The organism is Mesorhizobium sp. M00.F.Ca.ET.216.01.1.1 (assembly GCF_004010325.2).
Taxonomy (GTDB): domain Bacteria; phylum Pseudomonadota; class Alphaproteobacteria; order Rhizobiales; family Rhizobiaceae; genus Mesorhizobium.
The window spans coordinates 103,887-125,593 of the sequence record NZ_SADR02000013.1 but is presented as its reverse complement, the minus strand read 5'-3'; the positions used below and the strand labels follow the sequence as shown (position 1 = coordinate 125,593).

18 protein-coding genes are annotated in these 21,707 nt (G+C 62.3%); 15 read left to right on the top strand and 3 right to left on the bottom strand.

Going from position 1 to position 21,707, the window contains the following annotated elements; translation table 11 throughout:
• The first annotated feature begins 1 nt into the window (after position 1).
• From tssC to EN859_RS18250, 15 genes are all read left to right on the top strand, one after another.
• A complete protein-coding gene (gene tssC / locus EN859_RS18320) occupies positions 2-1,507 on the top strand; it encodes a type VI secretion system contractile sheath large subunit (protein WP_127854254.1) in 1,506 nt (501 codons plus the stop codon).
• A 49-nt stretch (positions 1,508-1,556) separates the two neighbouring features.
• Positions 1,557-2,018, top strand: coding sequence for an Hcp family type VI secretion system effector (locus EN859_RS18315; RefSeq protein ID WP_127854255.1), 462 nt, complete (start codon positions 1,557-1,559; stop codon positions 2,016-2,018).
• Complete coding sequence (gene tssE, locus EN859_RS18310; RefSeq protein ID WP_127854256.1) at positions 2,005-2,760, top strand: type VI secretion system baseplate subunit TssE; 756 nt, start codon at positions 2,005-2,007, stop codon at positions 2,758-2,760. The genes EN859_RS18315 and tssE overlap by 14 nt, the downstream gene beginning before the upstream one ends.
• Before the next feature lies 1 nt (position 2,761).
• A complete protein-coding gene (gene tssF, locus EN859_RS18305; RefSeq protein ID WP_127854257.1) occupies positions 2,762-4,636 on the top strand; it encodes a type VI secretion system baseplate subunit TssF in 1,875 nt (624 codons plus the stop codon).
• A complete protein-coding gene (gene tssG / locus EN859_RS18300; protein WP_127854258.1) occupies positions 4,600-5,721 on the top strand; it encodes a type VI secretion system baseplate subunit TssG in 1,122 nt (373 codons plus the stop codon). Before tssF ends, tssG begins: the two co-directional genes overlap by 37 nt.
• A complete protein-coding gene (gene tagH, locus EN859_RS18295) occupies positions 5,718-7,133 on the top strand; it encodes a type VI secretion system-associated FHA domain protein TagH (protein WP_127854259.1) in 1,416 nt (471 codons plus the stop codon). Before tssG ends, tagH begins: the two co-directional genes overlap by 4 nt.
• A 3-nt stretch (positions 7,134-7,136) precedes the next feature.
• The gene (gene tssJ / locus EN859_RS18290) at positions 7,137-7,589 is read left to right on the top strand and encodes a type VI secretion system lipoprotein TssJ (RefSeq protein ID WP_127854260.1); all 453 of its coding nucleotides are present in this window, start codon (positions 7,137-7,139) and stop codon (positions 7,587-7,589) included.
• Positions 7,590-7,626: 37 nt separating this feature from the next.
• Positions 7,627-8,961, top strand: coding sequence for a type VI secretion system baseplate subunit TssK (tssK, locus tag EN859_RS18285; protein WP_127854261.1), 1,335 nt, complete (start codon positions 7,627-7,629; stop codon positions 8,959-8,961).
• A 4-nt stretch (positions 8,962-8,965) separates the two neighbouring features.
• A complete protein-coding gene (gene icmH, locus EN859_RS18280) occupies positions 8,966-10,288 on the top strand; it encodes a type IVB secretion system protein IcmH/DotU (RefSeq protein WP_127854262.1) in 1,323 nt (440 codons plus the stop codon).
• A 1-nt stretch (position 10,289) separates the two neighbouring features.
• Positions 10,290-13,826 (top strand): type VI secretion system membrane subunit TssM, encoded by a 3,537-nt coding sequence (tssM, locus tag EN859_RS18275; protein ID WP_127854263.1) that lies wholly within the window; start codon positions 10,290-10,292, stop codon positions 13,824-13,826.
• Positions 13,808-14,350 (top strand): type VI secretion system-associated protein TagF, encoded by a 543-nt coding sequence (gene tagF, locus EN859_RS18270; RefSeq protein WP_245525611.1) that lies wholly within the window; start codon positions 13,808-13,810, stop codon positions 14,348-14,350. Before tssM ends, tagF begins: the two co-directional genes overlap by 19 nt.
• Positions 14,350-15,450: a DUF2169 domain-containing protein gene (locus EN859_RS18265; protein WP_127854264.1), complete on the top strand. Its 1,101-nt coding sequence runs from the start codon at positions 14,350-14,352 to the stop codon at positions 15,448-15,450. The genes tagF and EN859_RS18265 overlap by 1 nt, the downstream gene beginning before the upstream one ends.
• Positions 15,447-16,472: a 3-oxoacyl-ACP synthase gene (locus tag EN859_RS18260; RefSeq protein WP_127854265.1), complete on the top strand. Its 1,026-nt coding sequence runs from the start codon at positions 15,447-15,449 to the stop codon at positions 16,470-16,472. The genes EN859_RS18265 and EN859_RS18260 overlap by 4 nt, the downstream gene beginning before the upstream one ends.
• A complete protein-coding gene (locus EN859_RS18255) occupies positions 16,469-17,566 on the top strand; it encodes a DUF4150 domain-containing protein (protein WP_127854266.1) in 1,098 nt (365 codons plus the stop codon). Before EN859_RS18260 ends, EN859_RS18255 begins: the two co-directional genes overlap by 4 nt.
• 125 nt (positions 17,567-17,691) lie before the next feature.
• Positions 17,692-18,468 carry a hypothetical protein gene (locus EN859_RS18250; RefSeq protein WP_127854267.1) on the top strand — a complete coding sequence of 259 codons (777 nt, stop codon included), beginning with the start codon at positions 17,692-17,694 and terminating at the stop codon, positions 18,466-18,468.
• A 44-nt stretch (positions 18,469-18,512) separates the two neighbouring features.
• Here the strand turns inward: EN859_RS18250 and EN859_RS18245 are convergent, their stop codons facing one another.
• From EN859_RS18245 to tssI, 3 genes are read right to left on the bottom strand one after another with little or no spacing between them, the layout of a single operon-like run.
• A complete protein-coding gene (locus EN859_RS18245) occupies positions 18,513-18,851 on the bottom strand; it encodes a hypothetical protein (RefSeq protein ID WP_127854268.1) in 339 nt (112 codons plus the stop codon).
• Positions 18,848-19,273 carry a DUF6484 domain-containing protein gene (locus EN859_RS18240; RefSeq protein ID WP_127854269.1) on the bottom strand — a complete coding sequence of 142 codons (426 nt, stop codon included), beginning with the start codon at positions 19,271-19,273 and terminating at the stop codon, positions 18,848-18,850. Before EN859_RS18240 ends, EN859_RS18245 begins: the two co-directional genes overlap by 4 nt.
• 8 nt (positions 19,274-19,281) lie before the next feature.
• Positions 19,282-21,612: a type VI secretion system tip protein VgrG gene (gene tssI, locus EN859_RS18235; protein WP_127854270.1), complete on the bottom strand. Its 2,331-nt coding sequence runs from the start codon at positions 21,610-21,612 to the stop codon at positions 19,282-19,284.
• Positions 21,613-21,707: the final 95 nt, after the last annotated feature.

Genomic DNA, 21,707 nt, shown 5'->3' with positions numbered 1-21,707 from the left:
CATGGCCGAACAGCAAAAGACCGCAACCGTCGCCGCCGAAGCGGAAGCGATCGACCTCGGAGAATTCAGCGGGCTCCTCGAGAAGGATTTCAAGGTCAAGAAGGACGACAGCGAGAAACTGCAGCAACTCGTCCGCAATCTGGCGCTTGCGGCGCAGTCCCGCTCCGATACCACGACCATCTCGTCCAACGCGATCAAGTCGATCAAGTCGCTGATATCAGGTATCGACAAGATGCTGTCCGAGCAGGTCAACGAAATCCTGCACGCGCCTGAAGTGCGCGAAATGGAAGGCACGTGGCGCGGCCTCTGGTATCTGGTCAACAACACCGAGACGGATCAGAAGCTGAAGATCCGGGTGATGAACATTTCCAAGGAGCAACTCGCCGACACGCTTGAAGACTATGAAGGCCAGATGTGGGATCAAAGCCCGATCTTCAAGAAAGTCTATACGGACGAGTATTCGATGCTTGGCGGCGAGCCGATCGGCTGCCTGATCGGCGCCTACGAGTTCTCGAACCACCCACGCGATGTCGGCCTGTTGCGCAACATGTCGGGCGTCTGCGCCTCCGCGCATACGCCGTTCATCGCGGCCGCCTCGCCGCGCCTGTTCCGCATGGACAGCTGGCAGGAACTGCCGAACCCGCAGGACCTGCAGCAGATCGTCTCCAACCCGGCCTATGCCTCGTGGCAGTCGCTGCGCGAGAGCGAGGACGCGCGCTACATCGGCCTGACCATGCCGCGCGTCCTGGCGCGATTGCCGTATGGCACGGACACCGTTCCGGTGAAGGGCTTCACCTTCGAGGAAGAGGTGCAGGGCGACCACAACAAATATGTCTGGATGAATGCCGCCTTCCCGATGGGCGTGAACATAAACCGCAGTCACAAGCTCTATGGCTGGGGCACGCAGATCCGCGGCGTCGAGAACGGCGGCACGGTCATCAACCTGCCGGTGCACAGCTTCCCCACCGACGACGGCTCGGTGGCGATGAAATGCCCGACGGAAGTCGCCATCGACGATCGGCGCGAGGCCGAGCTGGCCAAGCTCGGGCTGATGCCCATCCTGCATCGGAAGAACACCGACCTTGCGGCTTTCATCGGTGCGCATTCGTTGCAGGACGACGAGACGCGCGCCGGGCGGCTGGTCGATCCCGATGCACAGTCAAATGAACGGCTGAGCGCCAACCTGCCCTATCTTTTCCCGGTCTCGCGCTTTGCCCATTACCTCAAGGCGATTGCCCGCGACAAGATAGGCTCGTTCAAGGAACGCTCCGACATGCAGATCTGGTTGACCGAGTGGATCAACCGGTACGTGCTGGCCAACCCGGCCTTTGCCGACGACAAGGCGCGCGCCAAGCGTCCGCTCGCCGCCGCCGAGGTCCAGGTGGACAGCGTGGAGGGACGGCCGGGCTACTACAATGCCCGCTTCTATCTACGCCCGCACTACCAGCTGGAAGGCATCAACGCCTCGCTCCGGCTGGTGTCGGAACTGCCGTCCGTGAAGGCTTGATTTGCAGCAATAACGTCTTGTTTTGTTTTGAACGCGGTGGAGAAAGACAATGCCCACAACAATGAAGATCGATGGCTTTCTAAAAGTTCCGGATATCAAAGGTCCAAGCGTCAGAGACGGCCACGAGGATGAAATCGAAGTCCACGGGGTCGATTACAAGATAATCGCGCCATACGATCCGAACTCGCTGTCGCGCCGCGGTCGTGTGTCCTTGGGCATGATCAAGTTCACCAAGCACTATGACAAGTCCTCGCCCTACCTGAAAAAGGCGCTGTTCGACAACAAGGCCCTGGACGAAGTGGTGTTCTCGGCGCGCCGGACCATAGACGGAGAGACCAGCGACTACCTGGTCGTCACCCTGACTGACGCCTCGATCATGGAATACGACATGCAGCAGGCCGACGATGAGGCGGACCTGATCGAGGAAGAGGTCAGCTTCGCCTACAAGAAAATCAAATTCGTCTATGACGGCAACGACGAAATTGAAATGGACGTCTATGTCGGCAAGTGAGGCTCGGCGGCCCGGCGCGGACAAGCTACAGGTTGCCGGCAGTTCGCGAGCGAAACGCGAAGCGGTCCAGCCCTCTCTTTGGGACCGCCTCGTGAACGACCTGCCGGGCCTGACATCCGAGATAGACGGGCTGCGCCAGGTCTTGCGGGACGAGCTTGGCGCGGACCGGCTGGACGCACTCGTTGCGAGCAGCGCGCGGCTCATCGACGCCGACGCCGAGCTGACATCCGATCAGAAGCGGCGGCTGCATCGTCTGACGTTCCAGACCCAGCACCGCGCTGAGATCGAAAGTCGCGGCATTGTGGTGTCGGCGCGCGTGCTCAGGGAGGCCGTGCGCCGCGACATCGAGGCTTTGTTCAACACCGAGCGCTTCGAGGCCGTCCCGCTGCTTGCCGATTTCGAAAACGAACAGATGGCGGACAACCCGCCATCGCTCGCCGATTTTCCGCAGGTGCGCCGAAGTGTCGTCAACTACGGCGTGCCTTCCTTTTCCGGCCGTTCGTCCCGTGACTTTGATCGCGAGGCCCTTGCACGCGAGATCCGCTCGGTGCTTGCCACGTTCGAGCCACGTCTCAAGGAAAGCGCAACAAAGGTCACAGTGACCCTCGGCGATAAAAGCGTGGGCCTGAAGATCGAGATAGACGCTGTGCTGATCATGACGCCGACACCGGAACGCATGCGCCTGCGCACCACGATCAATCTCGATAACGGCCTGGCGCGGACCGAATTTAGGGAAACCTGAGATGGATCGGGTCTTCGTAGAATATTACGAGGAAGAACTGACCCATATTCGCGGGCTTGCGGCGGAATTTGCCGACATGCATCCGGCGGTGGCGCGCAATCTTTCGCTCGATACGGTCCCGTGTCCGGATCCCTATGTCGAGCGGCTGCTTGACGGCGTCGCCTTTCTCGCCGCGCGCACCCGGCTGAAAGTCGATGCGGAACGCTCGCGGTTTTCACGCAGCGTGCTGGATGTCCTCTATCCCGACCTGGTCACGCCGGCGCCGGCAACGGCGATGGCTGTGCTGAAACCCGGCCAGCAGGTTCAGTCGATGATTGCCGGCCATGTGGTCAAGCGGAACACGCGGCTGGTCTCCAGCCTGCAACCCGGCCTGTCGACGCGCTGCACATTCACCACCGCGCAGGAAATGACGCTATGGCCGATAGCGATCACGTCGGTCAGCTATTTCCAGGATCGCAGCGGGCTGGCTGCGGCCGGCATAACGCCGATCGGCGGCGTCGGCGGCGAAGCCGCGCTTCGCATCGCGCTGGCCCGGACAGGAAAAGGCAAGCTCGACGAGCTGGCGCTCGACCGGCTCGACCTCTATTTCGCCGGGCGCACCAAAGCGCCACTCCTGTTCGACGCGATCTTCGGCGCCTGTTCGGCTGTCGGGGCACGCGCGGAGGGCAAGACCAACCCGCTGTCGCCCTTGCCCGGGCCCGAAATGGTCGGCATCGGCGACGACGAGGCCTTGATGCCGCGCACCCGTCCGACATTCGAAGGCTACCGCCTGCTGCGCGAATATTTCATGATGCCCGAGCGCTTCCACTATGTGCGGGTTTCAGGGCTGCAGCCGGTGGTGCGCAAATGCGCGGCCGGGCTCGAGATCATCTTCATGTTCCGGCGTCCGGTGCCGGAGCTTGCCGACCTGACGCCGGCCGATTTCGAGCTTTTCGCAACGCCGATCATCAATCTCTTCGAGCGCGAGTGCAACGTCATCGAGCTCGATCCCCGCAAGACGCGGCAAGTGCTGCACGCCGACCGCACACGGGCGCGGGATTTCGAAATCTATCGGGTCACCCGCGTCGAGGACGCCGACACCGAGGGTACCGACGCCGAGATTCCGGAGCTCTTCAGCCTGGGGCAAAACCGCGGCAGCGGCTGGGTCTATTCCACCGAACGGCGCCCTCGCCGGGCCACTGAAGATGAACGGCGCGACGGCCTGACCCGCACCTCTTACACCGGCGACGATGTCTTCCTGGCGATCTCGCGTCCGGCCGGAAGCCCGGCGAACCGGCCGCTGATGCGGCTCGACATCATGGCACTTTGCACCAACCGCGACCTGCCTATACTGGACGACAATCCGACCTTGACGCTGGAGGCCGGCGATCCGGTCGAAACGGTCAGGCTTCTCGGCGCGTTGCGCCCGCCGCAGCCGGCTATCCCCGCTGCGCTGCCATCCGGCGCCGAGGGCGAATCTCGCGCCGACAATCTCGCCTGGCGGCTGGTGGCGCAGCTCGCGCTCAACTTCCTCAGCCTTGCCAAGGAAGGCCGCGGCGTCGATCCGCTGCATGCGCTGCTCGATCTCTATGCCGACCGGGGCGATCCGAGCCTTGCCCGCAACGTGCACTCGATCGTTCGCATCGACTCGCGGTCGGTCATCGAACGGCTGCAGATCGACGGGCCGATGTGCTTCGGACGAGGCACGGAAGTGACTTTGCATGTAGACCAGTCGGTCCTGGCAGGACAAAGCACGCTGCTGCTTTCGGCCTTGCTGGCACGGCTGTTTGCCCGTCACGCCGGAATAAACGGCTTTGTGCGGACCCGCACGCGGCTGCTGCAGAAGCAGGAGGATGTGCCATGGCCGATGACGCCCGGCAATCGCTACCTGATCTAGACAAGTTCGACCCCGAGCGGGCCGAGGAGCTGTCCGAAGCGTTCGACTTTTTCGAGCTGTTGCGACGGCTCGAACGAAGAGGTGGGCTGTTCGGCTATTCCGGCCATCCCGACCGCGAGCCGGCAAGGCTCGGGCAGCATGTACGTCTCAGCTTTTCCGCCAGGGACGTGGTTGGATTCCGCCAGGCCAAGGACAAGGTGCCGCGGAAGGACGGGGTGCCGGGGAAGGACGGGATGCCAGGGAAGGACGGGGTGCCGGCCCGGGTGACGATTGCCAATCTCGGGCTGCTGGGACCGGAAGGCCCGATGCCGCTTCATCTGACACGCTGGGTGCTCGATCGCCTGTCGCAGCGCTGGTTCACCGGCGCCGACGCACAGCAGACCAGCGACACGACGTTCGTGGACTTCGTTAACATCCTTCAGCACCGTATGATCAGCCTGTATTATCGGGCCTGGGCAGACGCGCATCCGGCAGTGCAGGTCGAACGCGCGGTCGGCGGCCGCGTCAGGGCGATGCTCGAAGCCATGGCGGGGATTGGACTTCCCGGTACCCAAAATCCCGATCTCGACACGGTGAAGCTGCGCCAGGCCGCCTCGCTCGCCAGCCAGGTCGACGGCCCGGAGCGGCTGACGCTGTTCCTGGCGGAAGCATTCAAGGTGCCGGTCCAGGTCAAGGAATTCGTCGCCGCGTGGATGGCCATACCGGCCAAGCTCCAGAGCCGTGTCGGCAAGGCCTACGCAGCGCTCGGTCGCGGGGCGACGATCGGTCCGCGAACCTTCAGCCGGCAAAGCAGGATCGAACTCCGTGTCGGCCCGCTGTCCTATGAGGACTTCAAGGCGTTCCTGCCGGGTGGTCAGCGCCTGACTGTGTTCAAGCAGGCTGTTCGCGACATGGTCGGAGGGGCTCTCGACGTCGATCTGCGCATCGTGCTCGCTCGCGACGCGGTGCCGCCGCCCCGTATCGGAGCGATACAGCTCGCCCGGACCGCCTGGCTTGCGCGGCCCGCTGAAAGCGGAGATGCTGACGATCTGCGGCTGCGGACCGTCGTCGGGTGTCGGCCGGAAATGGCGGGGGTCGCGGTATGAGTCTGCTGCTGACGCTGGAGCAAGGGCCACGCACCCAGGCGGTGCGGCAGACCCGGCTAGACGAGGGTGAGCTGGTGATTGGCCGCAGCGCCGACGCAGGCTGGCAGATCGACGATCCCGACATGTTCGTCTCGCGCTCGCATTGCAGGATCACCGGCGGGCGGGACGGATATTTCGTCACCGACACATCGAGCAGCGGGCTGTTCATAAACGATTCCGACAGCCCGCTTGGCGTCGGCAAGTCGGCGCGGCTGCAGAACGGCATGCGGCTGAGGCTGGGCGACTACATCGTCTGCGTCGACCTGCAGACGCCGGCCGGCCAGGCACCAGCCAGCCAACCGCTCCCGGAGCGGTCGCCGCCCGCATCGCGGGCACCGGTGAGCATCGGCCGTGACGATTTCTTTTCGGCCCCGGTCGAGGAAGAGCCGCGGCGGCCGCGTCCAGCCGATCTGCCGAACCCGTTCGAGCAGCCGGTTCCGGGTGCGTTCGAGCGTGCCAATTCCAGTCTGCGCAGTTCGCCTGCGTTCGACGATCCGTTCAGCCTCGATCCGGTGTCGACGCCGGCGCCGAAAGGCGCCGCCGCCCGTCCCGAACCAGGCGGCGCAACCGACACCGTTCTGCGGCAGCCGTCCGGATTTGATGACGATTTCGGCTTCGGGCCGGCTGCTGTGCCCGGTTCGGGAAACGGTGCCAGCTCGACCGACCAGCGCGAACGCATCGCCAAAAGACCGCAATCCGCCAATCCCTGGGATTTGCCCGCACAGGCGGCCGATGCCCCTCCTCCACGCATGGCTGCGGCTGCCAAACCTGCCCGCGCCTCGGCGGCGGCTCAGCAGCCAGACATGGCCCTTCGCACGGCATTCCTGCGTGGCATGGGCATTGAAGAAGCCGATTTCCCCGGGCGCGACAGCGTCGCCGAAATGGAGAAGTTCGGTCGCCAATACCGGCTCATGATGGAAGGCCTGATGCAGCTCTTGCGCAAGCGGGCCGAGGAAAAGGGAAACGCTCGCGTCGCCCAGACCATGGTCGGACCCTCCGAGGTCAATCCGCTCAAGTTTCTGCCGACGGTCGACGACGCCATCGTGACCATCATCGCCGAGCGCAGCCCCGGATTTCTCGCCGGCGAGGCGGCGATCGGGGACGCGGTGCGCGATCTCGCGCAGCATCACGTGCGCGCCTGGCGGGGCGTGCAGGCCGCCTTGCGGCGGATGATCGACCGCTTCGACCCTGCGGCGATCGAAGAAGAGCTGAAGTCGAATTCCGCGATCGGCACCCTGCTTTCGGGCGGTCGCGGCGCCAAGCTGTGGGAGCTTTACCAGAAACGCCACCGTGAAATCGCCCAGAGTGCGGAATCGAGCTTCCTTGGCGAGATCGGCGCTGATTTTCGGGATGCATATGAGGAGGAGGACTAAGACATGATCGACCGACGCGAATTCATCATTGCCCTGGGCGCGACGGGCCTGCTTTCAGCTTGCCAGAGCGGCCCGCCAAAGCCATCCGTGATCACTGTCAACCTGACCGGCGCGGCCGGCATGAACCCGGGACCTGGTGGCGGTGACCGGCCGGTTACGGTGCTGGTGATGCGGCTGCGCAGCTCCGGCAAATTCAATTCCGCCGACTATTTTGCGCTGCAGGGGGATGCGGGTTCCGCGCTCGCGGGCGATCTCATCGGATCGGATCAGATTTCCGTCGGACCGCGAAAAACCGCATCCAAAACCATTACGGTCGAGCCAGACGCGACGGCGCTGGGCTTCGTTGCGCTGATCCGCGAGCCCGGCGGACGAAACTGGCGGACAACCAAGTCGGTGTCGCCGGGCTCGCAATTCACCATCAACGTCATGCTTGGCAGCGGCGGCATTTCCGCCTAGCGGCCGAGACAAGGGGCTCGATGCAGAGAGTAGCGGCATGAGCGATACAAACAGGGTGCTGTGGTCCGAAGGGCTGTTTCTCCGGACCCAGCATTTCCAGCAGCAGGACCGGTTTTTCGAGGCGACTGTGCGCGGCGCGCTGCGGGCCGGGCAACTGCATACGTTCGGCTTTCAGCAGCTGACGCTGGACCAGGCCTTGCTCGATGCCGGCCAGGTGGCGATCCTGTCCGCGCGGGGCATCTTCCCGGACGGCACCCCGTTCTCCATCCCGGACATGATGGACGCGCCGCGACCGTTGCCGGTCACCCCCGATACGGGCGCCGGAGCGGTGTTGATCGCCCTGCCGCTCGAGCCCCCCGGCGGTATCGGGTTCGATCCCGCGCACGCCGCATCCACTGGAGCGCGCTATCATGGGCGGATCGTCTCGGTCCGCGACGCCGTCCAGGGCGGTTCAGACCCTGAAGAAATCGAAATCGCCCGCCCGCAGGCGTTGCTGCTTGCACCCGGCAAATCGGTTGGCGGCTACACCGCGCTGCCCATAGCCGACATCAAAGGGGTTCGAGCCGACGGCGGCGTCTCCCTCGATGAGAGTTTCCTGCCGCCTACGCTGGTTACCGGCGCGGTCGCCTGGTACCGGCAATTGCTTCTGGAGGTTGTCGCCGGCCTCGACCAGATCGCCGAGGCACATGGCAAAATGGTCATGGGCGGGCCGGGGCGCAGCGTCGAAGACCTGTTGATGCTCAATCTCGCCAACGCGGCGCGTCCGCGACTGGCGCACATGCTGGCGCAGGATGTCTTCCATCCGGCAGAGCTTTACCTCGAGCTCGCCGGCCTCGCCGGTTCGATGGCGACCTACGGCTCGAGCGCACGACGGCTGGGCGAACTGCCCGCCTACGATCATATGGCGCCTGGCCCGGCATATTCGGCGCTGGCGGACGCGCTGCGCTCGCTCATCCTCAGCCTGCGTTACATCGAGCCGAAATCGCGTGCGCTGCCCGTCATGCGGCATTCGACCAACGTCTGGAAAATCCGTATCGACAACCCGAAGCTGCTGGTGGCCAGCCGGATCGTCATCCGGGTCGGCTCCGAGCTGTCGGAGGACGCGCTGCGCAAGATATTCGTCAATCAGGCGACTGTCGGCTCGGCCGACCAGTTCGAGGGCCTGTGGAAATCCCGTCTGCCCGGCATTCCGCTGAAACCGCTTCATTCGCAGCCTCGCGAAATCCCCTACGACGGCGACCGGTTGTGCCTCGAGCTGGATCAGAAAAGCGAGCACTGGGCCTCGCTGCTCGATGCTCCCGGCTTCGTTATCGGCGTTTCGGGTGTGCTGCCGAGCGAGCCGCAGGTGGACTGCTATTCGGTGAACAGGTGAGATCATGAGCCGGGATGATCCTTTCGGACTGTCGGAGGATCGTGAACGTACCCGCATACGATTGACCGGCGCGCCGATGCCGCGGCCGATGACGCCCCTGTTGCCGGGCACGCCGGTGAAACGGTCGCGCACGCACCCGAACGCACTCGTCAACGCGTTTGCGTCTTTGCTGGAGTTCGCGCCCGAGCTTGAAAGCGCGCTGCCGCCAGAGAACCCGGAAGCGTTGCGCACGCGGTTGCTCGACGAGTTGGTTCGGGCACGCGACACGGCAATGTCGACGGGATCATCGCTGGAGCGAGCCGACCAGGCGGCATGGGCGGTGGCGGCGTTGCTCGACGATCTTGCCTTGAACACGCCCTGGGGTGGCGCCAGCGCATGGCCGCGCCAACCGCTTGTGGTCATGCTTCGTGGCGATGTCGATGCCGGCACGCAATTCTTCAGCCGTCTCGACGAACTGGAGCGCCACCCGAACCGGGATCGCGAATTGCTGGAATTGCAATATGACTGCCTGGCGCTCGGCTTTCGCGGCAAATACCGCGTGCCCGGCCGCTCGGGCGACCGCTCGCTCAATGCCGTTCGCGTGGCTGCGGCGCGCTTCCTGCGCGATGCCGACGCCGAGGGCGCGCCACTGTCACCGAACTGGAAAGGCGTGATCGCGTCAGACGAGCCGCAGCGCTTCATCGTTCCGATCTGGGTGATGGCGCTCGCTGCGGCGGTCATCGCCACCGCAATCCATATCGGGCTCTCGATGGGACTGAGCAGCCAGGCAGTCGAGCTTTCCGCGCTTGTCCGCGCGCTGCCACCTCCGACGCGCGGAGATATCAGCCGCACGTCGCCAAAGGTCGAGGCACCGCCACCAGAGGCCGTGGATTTCGCGCTGTTGCCGGAATTTCAGGCTGGCGCGCCGGCAGATCTCAGAGCGGCCCTCAGCGGCACAGAGAGCGTTTCGCTGGCCAAGCTGATCGTCCAGGCTTCCAACCCCGAGCTGTTCCAGTCGTCGCGGGCACAACTGACGGAAGGCTTCGAACCCCTGATCGGCTCGATCGCCAAGGTGATCCTCGCCAATCAGGAACTGATCGGAAACATCACCGTGGTCGGCCATACGGACAGCATTCCTCTGCAAAGGTCCAACCCGCTCTCCACCAACCAGCGGCTGTCGGAAGCTCGCGCGGCGGCCATCGCCGACATGCTGGTCCAGAACGGGGTGCCCCAGGACCGCGTTCATTCCGAAGGACGCGCAGCCACCGATCCGGTGGCCGACGACAGCACGCGCGAGGGCCGGGCCTTGAACCGGCGCGTCGAGGTGCTGGTCGAAAAGAGGCTGTGACATGTTCATCCTGCGCTTCCTGTGGGCGGTTCTGACATCGCGCTGGCTGTGGACGCTGATCGGCATCACGCTGCTTTCGCTGGTTATCTGGGTGTTCGGCCCGATCGTCCGGGTCGGTCCCTATGAACCTTTCGCCTCGGAAAATGTGCGCATCGTCATCATTGCGCTGCTGGTCATCTTCTGGCTGATCTGGCTGATTGTCGCGCAGCGCCGGGCGATCCGCGCCAACCGCATGTTCGTCGCCGAAATCGCCGCGCCCGTGGTTGAAAAGCCGCTGAGCCCCGGCGAAGAGAACGTCGCCGCTGTCGGCGCCAAGTTTACCGAGGTAATGGCCGAACTGAAGCGCCGCAAACTGGGCGGACGCAAGTTCCTGCGCGAAATGCCCTGGTATGTGATCGTCGGGCCGCCGGCCACCGGCAAGACCACGGCGCTGCGCCAGTCTGGGCTGAACTTTCCGATCGACCTTACCGACGACTTGCAGGGGGTTGGCGGCACGCGCAACTGCGACTGGTTCTTTTCGGAGAACGCGGTTCTGATCGACACGGCGGGCCGCTATGTCCAGCAGGAGAGCCAGCCCGACGTCGATGCGGCGGAATGGCTGGGCTTCCTCGAGCTGTTGAAGAAGCACCGCGGCCGCCGGGCGCTGAATGGCGTCATCGTCGCGCTTTCGATCGACGTACTTTCGGAGGGCGACGAAGCCATCAAGGCGCATGGCCGCAAGATCCGCCGTCGGTTGGCCGAGCTCAACGACCGACTCGAGATCCGCCTTCCCGTCTATCTGATGCTGACGAAGGCCGACCTGATCAAGGGTTTCGAGGCCTTCTTCGGTGGCCTGTCGACGGCCTCGCGCGAGCAGGTGTGGGGGACGACCTTCGCGCTCGATGCGCGCGTCGACGCAAAGACCATCGAGCGGGAAATCTCGACGCTGGCGACGGAACTCGAACGACGGCTGGTGCCGCGCCTGGAGGACGAGGACAAACTCGCCGCCCGTGCCGAGATCTTCAGGTTTCCCGCCCAGCTCGCAACTCTGTCCGAACCGATCCAGGTGCTGGTCGAGGCGATGTTCGGCGAAAGCCGATATGAAGAGGCCGCCTGGCTGCGCGGCCTTTATCTGACGTCGGCGACCCAGGAAGGGGCGCCCATCGACCGCCTGACCGCGGCGTTGTCTTCCTCGTTCGGTCTTCCGCCGCGACGGGTGATGCCCGCGCCGCGCGTTGAAAAACGTAGCTTCTTCCTGAAGAACCTGCTGACCGAGGTCATCTTCAGGGAAGCAGGCCTGGGGACGTTCGATCCGCTGGCGCAGCGCCGCCGCACCTGGATCTGGCGGGGCGCTGCTGCCGCATGTACGGCGGCGGCCTTGCTGGCCGGCGCGCTGTTCACCTGGTCCTACTATGACAACCGCAACGCGATCACAGCCCAGGCAGGCCAGTTCGAGGCGCTGCAGACGCCACTTACCTCGGCGACCGCAAACCCGGCATCGGTGGAGCAGCCCGCGATCGACGGCGCCCTCAACGCGATGGCCGAGGTCGCAAATGCCCGGACCATGCCGCCGGGCGCAGCCCAGGACCTGCTTGGGCCGTCGGCCTCGGCGGAGCTGGTGCGTGCGCAGGCCGACACTTACGACCACGCCCTGCGCAACATTCTCGAGCCGCACATGGTCGCCTTGCTCGAAGCGACGATGTGGCGGCAGATCCGCGATCCGGATTTCATGCTCGGGGCACTGAAAACCTATCGCATGATGACGGGCCTGTCGCAGATGGACCCCGATTTCGCCCAGAACTGGTGGGTGAACAGCTTGCCCGAATTCGCGCCGGCGGCACCCTTTCCGACCGCCGACGCGGAAGAGCACCAGCTTGCCGCGATCCACCGCATGGCGGTCGACGACAGTTACATCGCCCCGGATCAGGCGCTGGTTGCCGAGGCGCTCAAAACCGTCTGCACGATTTCGCTGCCGGCGCGCGGCTACAAGCAGTTGCTGGCCGACCCGGCGGTGGCCGAGCTCAAGGAATGGATCCCGGCGAATTTCGCCGGTCCCAACGGGGCCAAGGTTTTCGCGCGGCGTTCCGACAAGACGCTTCGCGTCGGCATTTCGGGTGCCTTCACCTATTCCGGTTTCCATGATGTCACTCTCGACCGGATCGAGGATGTCGCCGCCCAGGCGGCGCTGGATCGGGCGGTCTTCGCCGGAGGCTGCTCTGAGAATTCCGAGACTTCGGTGTCGGCGCTGTCCGAGGATATCCTGAAGCTCTATTACGACGACTACATCGCGCAATGGGACAGCTTCCTGCGCGATATGCGGCTCGCGCCATTGACCGACCTCAACGTCGCCAGCGAGAACCTGAAGGATCTTTCAAGCGCCGATTCCGCGCTGAAACGCCTGCTTACGGCGGTCGTTCAGGAGACCGATCTTACCCGATCCGATGAAGCGCCGGCCGACGACAAGGCAGCAGCCAAGGGCGGCTCGAAACTACTTGGCAAACTCGGCAAGCTCGGCAAGCTGGCGAAGACGGGGGCAAAACTGCTGCCGCGCGCAGGGTCTCCCGGCGAGGTGGATCTTACCGGCAACCTGGTGGCCGAACACTTCAAGCCGCTCAAGGGCGCAATCGCCGAGGTCGACGGCCAGCCGCCGGCACTCGACGCAGCGGTGGTGGCACTGACGGCACTGTCGAACGTGCTGCAGACGGTCACCGCCAATCCCGACCCCCAGGACGCTATCAAAAAGCAGGGCGGCCTTGCCGAGCTGACGGGAGCGGTCGCTAGGCAGGCGCAAATCCTGCCCGATCCGATCGACGACTGGCTCGGCGGCATCGCCGGCGACACCAGCGGCCTGACGCAGAAGGCGGTCACCTCGGAGCTCAACGCCATCTGGCGCGCCGACATCCTGCCGTTCTGCCAGGCGGCGCTCAACGACCGCTATCCGTTCAGTGCCGACAGCGCGGTAGACGTCAATGTCCGCGATTTCGCCCGCCTGTTCGGACCGGCCGGCCTGATCGACGCCTTCATCAACGACCACCTGATCAGCTATGTCGACACCGCCAGCCAGCCATGGAAATGGCGCGCCGATTTCGGCCTAGACCCCTCGGCGCTGGCGGCGTTCGAACAGGCGAGGCGGATCCGCGACGATCTCTTTCCCGGCGGCACCGGCCCGGTGATGAGCTTCACGCTCGAACCCAAGGACCTGTCCCCCAACGTCACGCGCGTGACGCTCAATCTCGATGGCCAGAACCTGGTCTACTACAACAACGCGACGCGGCCGCAACCGATGACCTGGCCCGGCAAGGACGGCACCGGGGTCATATCGCTCGCCTTCCAGCCGATCGACGGCTCGCCTGAGATCTTGCTCAACGAGACCGGCAGCTGGGCGTGGCTGAGGCTGCTGCGCAGTGGCCGCTTCACCGGCACCTCACTGTCCGATGTCTACAGCCTGCGACTGGGCACGAAAGGCATGTACGCCGACTTCGAGCTTAAGGCCGCCAGCGTCGAAAATCCCTACAATCTGCAAATGTTCAAGAAGTTCACATGTCCGCCGCAGATATGATCCTGCCCGGTTTTTACGGCAAAATTCCCGCCACCGGCGATTTCGTTAGCCGGCGGCTGACGGGGGACTTTGTTCGCAGCTGGGACCGCTGGCTGGCGCAGCATCTCGTGCCGCTGATTGGCCTCGAATCCTGGCCGCGTACCACAGCGCTGCGCTTTCTGGCCGGCCCGGCTTCCTTCGGCGCCTCGGCAGGCATCATTTTGCAGAGCGCCGACAGGGTTGGCCGACAATTCCCCTTGAGCGTCGTCGCGCAGCTTCCTGAAGCTCCCGTTCAACTGGCTCACGCCGAAGCCTGGTTTTCCGGGATCGAAGAAGCGGCCATCGCCGCCCAGCGCGGCGAGATGACGCCCGACGAACTGGATGCCGCGCTGGCCGGACTGCCGGTGCCGCCTGTCGAGCAGGGCGAAGAGCTCATCAGCGGCATGGTGATGTGGACAAGCCAGTCCGACATTTTCGATATCGATCCGCAGTTTCCGCAAGCGACATTGGAGCAAATCCTCGCCGCCAGCTGGGAGACCGGCTGATGCAGATCTGGAACCAGATGGGGTATCCGCATCAATTCACCATGGGCATGGACAAGGCCGGCCATGAGTACATTGTGATCGTGATCAAAGGCACGTTCGACTTTCCGGAAGCACCCGGCGGACAAGTACGCAAATCTACCAAGCAGGCGCCGCTCGTCTTCGCCGACACGCACACCGGCACGCCCGGCTATTCGGCAACGTTCTGGGAGACCGATTTCGCCTTCCGCAAGCCGCGCTGCGATGTGATCGCCAATGGCTGCGCCTACGCGCCGGGCGGGCGTCCGGCGGAGCGCGTGCCGGTTGGCATCAAGGTTGGCAATTGGTCGAAACTGTTCGAGGTCGTCGGCCACCGCGAATGGCGCTCCATCGGCCCGGTTTTTACCGCCACGTCGCCGCAACCCTTCCTGAAACTGCCCATCTCCTATGACGTCGCCTGGGGTGGTGTCGACAGGCTGGATCCGGAGGACAAGCTCCCCGCCAGCTACAAATACAATCCGGTCGGGACCGGCTGGTCTCGCACGAAGAACCAGCGCTTCATTCCGGGTCTGCGGCTGCCGAATACGCAAGCCGTCGGCGAGGAAATCCGATCGCCCTTCGGCGACTACAAGCCCATGAGCTTCGGCCCGATGGGACGCGGCTGGCCCGGCCGCATCGAGTATGGCGGCACGTATGACGACAACTGGACGAAGAACATATTCCCGTTCCTGCCGCCGGACTTCGACGAGCGCTATTTCCAGATGGCCCCGCCTGACCAGCAGATCGACCATCCGCGAGGCGGCGAAGAGGTGCAGCTGGTAAACCTGACGCCTGAGGGGAAGGTGAGCTTTCGCCTGCCGGCGATGGGGTTGCCCATCACCTTTTTCAAGGATCGACGGCAAAGCTCCGAGAGCCAGATCCTACCAGACACGATTCTTTTTGACCCGGAGGTTCGCAAGGTTTCGCTGGTCTGGCGTGCCTCGCAGCGCATCCACCGAACGCTTCTGGATTTTTCCGAAATATGGATCGGACCGCCGACTAAGGGTATGCTTAGAGCTGTCCGCTCCAAGAAGCGTTATGTCCGTGTCCAGGCGCGTACACGCAGAATGCCGGAAGACGCATGACGGCGGTGGTGGATATTCTGTCGGTCGGCATGGTCACCGCCGTCGGCCTCGATGCGCCGTCAAGTTGCGCAGCAATGCGCGCTGGGATTGATGGATTTCAAGAGACGCGTTTTGTCGTTCCCAACGGCGAGAGACTGGTTGGCGCCCCAGTACCGCTGCCCCGGGACTGGATCGGCGAGAAGCGGCTGGCGCATCTAGTGTCCGGGGCAATCGGGGAGGCGTTCGATCAGGTCCCGGGAGCGCGAGGCCAAACGGCCTTAATACTATGCCTGGCGGAAGAAGATCGGCCAGGTCGGCCTGTGCGCAACATGGTGCGACTACTCAAGCGCATCTCCGAGTACACCGAGGTGGAGACTGTAGGTCGCTCCCGGATCGTGGCGCACGGACGTCCATCGGGGCACGTCGCGCTCGATCACGCTGGCCGCATGATCGCCGCCGGCGAATTCAGATACGTGATGATTGCAGGTGTCGACAGCTACCTGACGGCCGGGTCGACGATGCATTATCTTGCGGACAAGAGGCTGCTCACCCCAGAACAACCAAACGGATTTATCCCTGGCGAGGCCGCAGCAGCAGTGCTTTGCGGCGCACCAAGTTATGGCGGCTTTCGGCTGACGGGCCTTGGGCTCGCCAGAGAACACGCAAATATCTACAACAAGCAAGATCTGCCGTTGAGAGGCGACGGCATGGCCTCCGCATACGACGCAGCGCTGTCCCAGAGCGGGATAGGCATGAACCGGCTAGGATACCGTATCTCGGATCTAATCGGCGAGCAGTATTGGTTCAAGCAAAGCGCATTGGCGCAGATGAGGCATCTGCGTGGCAGGCACGATTTTCAGGATTTTTGGTCTCCCGCTGAGAGCCTTGGCAATATCGGTTCCGCCGTTGTCCCTGTCATGCTCGGAATGGCCTATGTGGCCGCGCAGAAAGGCTATGCGGCCGGCAATCCCGTGTTGATTGAGGCGTCAAGCGATGCCGGTGCCTGCGGCGCCGCGGTTCTTGTCGCGAGGGCGGTCCGATGACCGTATACGCCAATGGACTGGAGATCGTCTGCAAGAAGCAGTCCAACAAGATTATCGCTTCTTTTCCAGACGTCTGCTTCACTCCTCCCGAGAATCCAGCCACGCCGCCTGGCGTTCCCGTGCCCTACCCATCCTTTGGCTTCGACAAGACGACTGATAAGGGGACGGGCACCGTTAAGATTCGCGGTGAAAATGTCTCGCAGAAAAACAAGTCGTACTACGAAGATACCAAGGGAACTGAAGCGGGCCGCGCTGCCAAGAAAGGCATTATTAGTTCGAACAACACCGGCAAGGCATATGCTATCGCTTGGTCCGGGAGCGTAAAGTTCGAGAAGAATCCGGTCAGCCGTTTCGTCGACATGGCAACAAACAATCATAGTTCGCCCATGGGAAACGTCATTCCAAACGGGTTCATCTCAAACGGCGCGTTCGTCAATCCCGCCAAGCCCGAAACGAAATGTCCCTGCTGTGGCGCTCAGCCGGCGCACGCAAACCAGGTCGACGGCAATGGCGACATGCTGCAGCCAATCAAAGAAGATGACTTCTACAACAACATCGTCAAAAACCGACAGGCAAAGATCGACAGTATCGCCAAAGATATAGAAAGAGGCGATAAGTACACATTGGATCCGACCTCCCTACAGAAAGTCAGGGACGGTTGCGACAAGCAGCTAAAGGACGCTCAGGACGCAAAGGCGACGATTGACAATGCGCGAGCTCAGAAGCCCCCTTGTCCCAACCTTCACGATCCGGCAGACATGGGCTGCGGCGTTCATTTCAACATGCCGCATTCTCTCGACAGCATGGTTCCTCCATCGGTCGTTGGAAAGTCCAATCGAAAGAGTTTCTACCGCGAGAACATTCTGGGTTTTAAGGACTCGGTTCGTCAGGTCAGCATCGCTAGCCATACAAAGCCTGACGGGAGCCCAATCAAGGCCAAGGGCGAGACGGTAAACCACAAAACACCGCTTCAAGCCGGTGGCTGTCCGACAAGTCAAAGCAATCTGGTCCCCAATAGCGCACTTGCGCCCGAATGCCAGAAGGTTGACGCCGCCCAAACGAAGCTTCACGATTTCGGAGAGAAGGATTGGTAAGCCCACGACCGCCAAACTGGAAGCAGCAGCACCCGCTCCTCGAACGCGGTGCAGCTTTCCATTTCCCACGCGACCATTGGCGCATGACAGGCAGCGCCATCCCCGCAACTGCAAGGGACAATCCGATGACCGTCTGTGAAGACGTGCTGATAGCCTGCCGGGAGGGTCGATTCGACGAATGCTCTTCGCTGATTCCTCTTATCAAGCGCTACGACTACGGCATCGTCTGGGGCGCCGCATCCTTACTGCTGTCGCGAGCCGGTTCCGGCAAAATCCTGCGGCAATTGGTCGAATCGTTCGCTCCCGAAATCTTTCACCTACGAGACACCTTCGTACAACAGTGGGTGTCGGAGACACTGTTGAGTTCCGGCCTGAGTTGGACAGTGCCCGTGGCGTTGAACATCATGAAGGTGCAGACTGATCGCGAGAAGGAATTTTCAATTCCTACATACCTGTCCTTCCTCCTCGAATCTGAGCGTGGCCTGATCATGGATGGTCCCGATAAGATTCGAGAGGACGGTTGGCCAGAGTGGTATGATGCGCCATTTCACTACGACGACGAAGGATATGTCGCGATGGTCACAGCGCGGCATACGGCGGTGGCCTCAACGCTTTCAAATCCCGAGACAGACGCGATATTCGAGGGCTCACCTCTCGATTTCGACAAGATTGCTCACAGAACCCTGGAACTCGTTTCCGAACGGCGAGATGTGGAAGAGGTCGTAATTGGCCGATCTATGCTTGAGGCAGCCACAGGGTTTGACTTAACTGCTATGTACAAAGACTTCCTTCTCGATCCTATCGCTGCGGGAATGACAATGGAGGAGTTTTTCGACGAAGTCGACCTGAGCCGGTTCGTCACGGGCCAACGTTATTTCTTTGGCCATCAGATACCCGATTAGAGTCTTTCATCGCTAGATTGTAACACTAGAATTCTATTGTCCAATTATCTTGCGGCCGCCGCCAGATAGCGGCGCACCTTTTCCAGATCAAGATCGGCTACCTTGATTGGCACCGTGCTTGCCAACATGCGAACGACGAACAATTCCCCCTGCTCTGGAAATTCGTCATAGCGCTCTTGGGCAATCTTTTTGCCGACATCCCCCGCCACAAACAAACCGTCCAGATGGGCCTCTAGCCGGTCTACGACACGCGCTAAGCGCTCGTCATCCATGTCCGGATTCTCGCCTGGGTGGAGCAAATTGTAGTCGTAGACGGTCCACAGAAACGCGGCCATTTCCGCATGCTGCCTGACGATCTCGTAAAGAACCGGCGGCGCCATCAATTCAGATTCACTGAGCCGCCGCGAATACGGTTGGTGGCACTCGCATGGCTAGTCAAATATGTGCCGCGGATGGTGATGCGGCCATCCTTCTCCATGATAATGACAGCTTTGCCGCATCGCAGCTCGATCCGATCGTCACCGAAGATTGTCACAGTATCGCTTTTTTTGGTTTCCTGAGGCGCCTTCGATTTGCGAGGCGGCTTAACGATCCGTCCGACGATGAGCGGCTTTGTCACATCGCCTTCCTGGAACAGCAACGCGACTTCCGACCCGATCATCTCAGGCGTCAGATCAGCCAGTGTGTGTGCCGAAAGAGCGGTGTCCCTTGGATTCCCTGGGAATACGACCAGAGGTCCAGCGTCGTCAAAGCCTAGGAAAACGCCGATCACTACACCGTCTACACGCTGAATTGTCTTCGCCATCCAAAACCTCAGTTCTGTTTGATCTCCGAGCCTTTCATGACAATATCAGACGAAGCCTTCGCCGTGATCTTGCCACTTCCGGTCAAAGTGATGTCCTTGCCCTTAATGCCGATCGTCCCATCCTTCTTCATGATGATAGAGGCATCACCACATTTTATCGTAATCTCGTCTCCGGCATCGATAACAAGCTTCTTGCCCACGCCGATCGAGCCATTCTCCTTGATCGTGATGCTGCCGCTCTTCCCGACCTGCAACGCGTAGGCCCCACCGACATCCGTCAAATCATCGGCGGTGACGCTTGCCTGACGTCCCTTGCCAATCTTGGTCGCATGAGCTCCTCCCACATCGAAGCTCTGATCGGCCCCAATCTTGACAGCCTGGCTTGCGCCGACCCGCCACGTATCTGATGCGGCGATTTTGTGGGTCTGGCCCGCTCCAACGGTCATCGACCGCGCCGCCCCGATCGTGTTAATCTGAAAAGCCCCGACGGTTCGGGTCTCCGCGGCACCGACGGAATCAATGCGAGCCGCGCCCACTGTAATCGTCTGAACCGCCCCCACGGTCTGCGAGTGGTTGATGTCGATATTCTCAGTCGAATTCGCCACGACGTGGATCGTCTCGTTGGCGCCCACCGTCAGCGACCGGTTCGCGCCCACCGTCTCGGTATCGTTCGAACCAATATTCGTCGTCTGGTCGACGCCGACCTTGACCGTCTTGTTGTTGCCGACGTCCTCGTCGAGGTTGTGGCCGACGGAGTGCTTGGCGTCGTGGTCGATGCGGTCTGACTGGTCGTGCTGCACCAGCTTGGTGCGGTCGTTCTTGATCAGAAGGTTATGGTCCTTCTGCGCCTGGAAGTTGACCAGTTCGGAGCCGGCCTTGTCCTCGAACATCAACTCATTGTAGCCGCCGCCACCTTTGGAGGAGTCCGACTTCCAGCCGGACTGGGTGGCGCTGCCGGGCAGGCCGTAAGGCGGCATCTGGGAGGCGTTGTAGACCCTGCCAGTGATAATCGGCAGGTCCGGGTCACCCTCGATGAAATCGACGATCACCTCCTGGCCGATGCGCGGGATCTGGATGAACCCCCAGCCGCTGCCGGCCCAGGTCTGCGAAACCCGCACGAAGCAGGAGCTGTTCTGGTCCTTCTTGCCCAGACGGTCCCAGTGAAACTGGACCTTCACCCGGGCATATTTGTCGGTGAATATCTCCTCGCCGGACGGACCGACCACCGTCGCCGTCTGCGGGCCGCGCATGATCGGACGTGGCGTGATCCGCGGCGGACGATAGGGCAAGGCAGTCGGTGCCACGCCAAGGATCACCTTGAAGTTCTCGCTGTCGACGTCGGCATGGGCTTTGTAACCCGGATCGAAAAGCCTGTATTCGGCGCTGACCACCAGATACTCCTGGTTCTGGTCCTCGCGCGGAAAGCCGTCCAGCTTGAACGTGCAGCCCGAATACAGACCGCGCACGGTTCCGACCGCAGCGATGCGCTGGTGCACGGCCTGGATTTCCTCGCGCCTGATCGCGGCCAGGCTGTCGCCGCGCGCCACTTCGAGATGCGCGCCGGGCTGGCGGTAATTCTCGCCCGCGGCCAGTTTGTGACCGAAAGGTTGGGCGGATTTGGCCATCAGGTCGGCGCCCGGCTTCTTGAAATCATAGTCGGTGTGCGCATAGGCCCCGGGCCGCACCGAACTGCCCGGCACCCAGTCGGTGATATATTCGACATCGCGCCGGGAGCCCTGCCCTTCAAAGTGGTAAGGCACTTTTTCATAACCCGGCGCCGGCTTCAGCTTGTTCATGGCATCGGCCAGCACAAGCGTGTGCTTGCCCTCGTCATGCTCGAAGAAATACAGGATGCCCTCGTGCTCGAGCAGCCGCTGCACGAAATCGAGATCGGTCTCGTCGTATTGCACGCAGTATTCGCGCGGCGGATAGGACCCTTGCAGGCGCTTCTCGAATTTTGCGGTGCTGTATTTCGAGAACACTTCCTCGACGATTTCGATGACGCTCATGTTCTGGAAGATACGGCAATCGGTCGTATTTCCGAGGAACCAGAGCCACGGCCTGACTACCGCCTCGTAATAAGCCAGCCGGTCCTCGATCCGGGTGAGCCGAAACTCGGACACGAGACCGCTGAACCAGCGTTTCGGATCGGACTCACCTTCGATCGAGACGGCACCACCCAGCATCTTCAGCGGATCGATATCGGGGCTGGTACTTACGAACCCGACCGTATAGGCCAGACAATGGCTGATCTCATCGCGCCCGATAAGATGCGTGAAGGTCAGCAACTCAGCGCCAACCGGCGTCTGCACCACCGTGGCGCGTTGTTCACTCGGCATGGGTTGTGCCCCTCCTGGACGCGGCCGCCAGTGTCGTGGATTCGAAGGCCCTGCTATATTAACGACATCACGTTCAGGAACTCAAAATCACACTA

Bases quoted from the DNA above. Each gene is read 5' to 3' on its own strand.
- tagH (WP_127854259.1), top strand. From the start codon at position 5,718: ATGAGTCTGCTGCTGACGCTGGAGCAAGGGCCACGCACCCAGGCGGTG.
- EN859_RS18260 (WP_127854265.1), top strand. From the start codon at position 15,447: ATGACGGCGGTGGTGGATATTCTGTCGGTCGGCATGGTCACCGCCGTC.
- tssI (WP_127854270.1), bottom strand. From the start codon at position 21,612: ATGCCGAGTGAACAACGCGCCACGGTGGTGCAGACGCCGGTTGGCGCT.
- tssK (WP_127854261.1), top strand. From the start codon at position 7,627: ATGAGCGATACAAACAGGGTGCTGTGGTCCGAAGGGCTGTTTCTCCGG.
- tssE (WP_127854256.1), top strand. From the start codon at position 2,005: ATGTCGGCAAGTGAGGCTCGGCGGCCCGGCGCGGACAAGCTACAGGTT.
- tssF (WP_127854257.1), top strand. From the start codon at position 2,762: ATGGATCGGGTCTTCGTAGAATATTACGAGGAAGAACTGACCCATATT.
- EN859_RS18315 (WP_127854255.1), top strand. From the start codon at position 1,557: ATGCCCACAACAATGAAGATCGATGGCTTTCTAAAAGTTCCGGATATC.
- EN859_RS18240 (WP_127854269.1), bottom strand. From the start codon at position 19,273: ATGGCGAAGACAATTCAGCGTGTAGACGGTGTAGTGATCGGCGTTTTC.
- tssM (WP_127854263.1), top strand. From the start codon at position 10,290: ATGTTCATCCTGCGCTTCCTGTGGGCGGTTCTGACATCGCGCTGGCTG.
- tagF (WP_245525611.1), top strand. From the start codon at position 13,808: ATGTCCGCCGCAGATATGATCCTGCCCGGTTTTTACGGCAAAATTCCC.
- tssJ (WP_127854260.1), top strand. From the start codon at position 7,137: ATGATCGACCGACGCGAATTCATCATTGCCCTGGGCGCGACGGGCCTG.
- icmH (WP_127854262.1), top strand. From the start codon at position 8,966: ATGAGCCGGGATGATCCTTTCGGACTGTCGGAGGATCGTGAACGTACC.
- EN859_RS18265 (WP_127854264.1), top strand. From the start codon at position 14,350: ATGCAGATCTGGAACCAGATGGGGTATCCGCATCAATTCACCATGGGC.
- EN859_RS18255 (WP_127854266.1), top strand. From the start codon at position 16,469: ATGACCGTATACGCCAATGGACTGGAGATCGTCTGCAAGAAGCAGTCC.
- tssC (WP_127854254.1), top strand. From the start codon at position 2: ATGGCCGAACAGCAAAAGACCGCAACCGTCGCCGCCGAAGCGGAAGCG.
- tssG (WP_127854258.1), top strand. From the start codon at position 4,600: ATGGCCGATGACGCCCGGCAATCGCTACCTGATCTAGACAAGTTCGAC.
- EN859_RS18250 (WP_127854267.1), top strand. From the start codon at position 17,692: ATGACCGTCTGTGAAGACGTGCTGATAGCCTGCCGGGAGGGTCGATTC.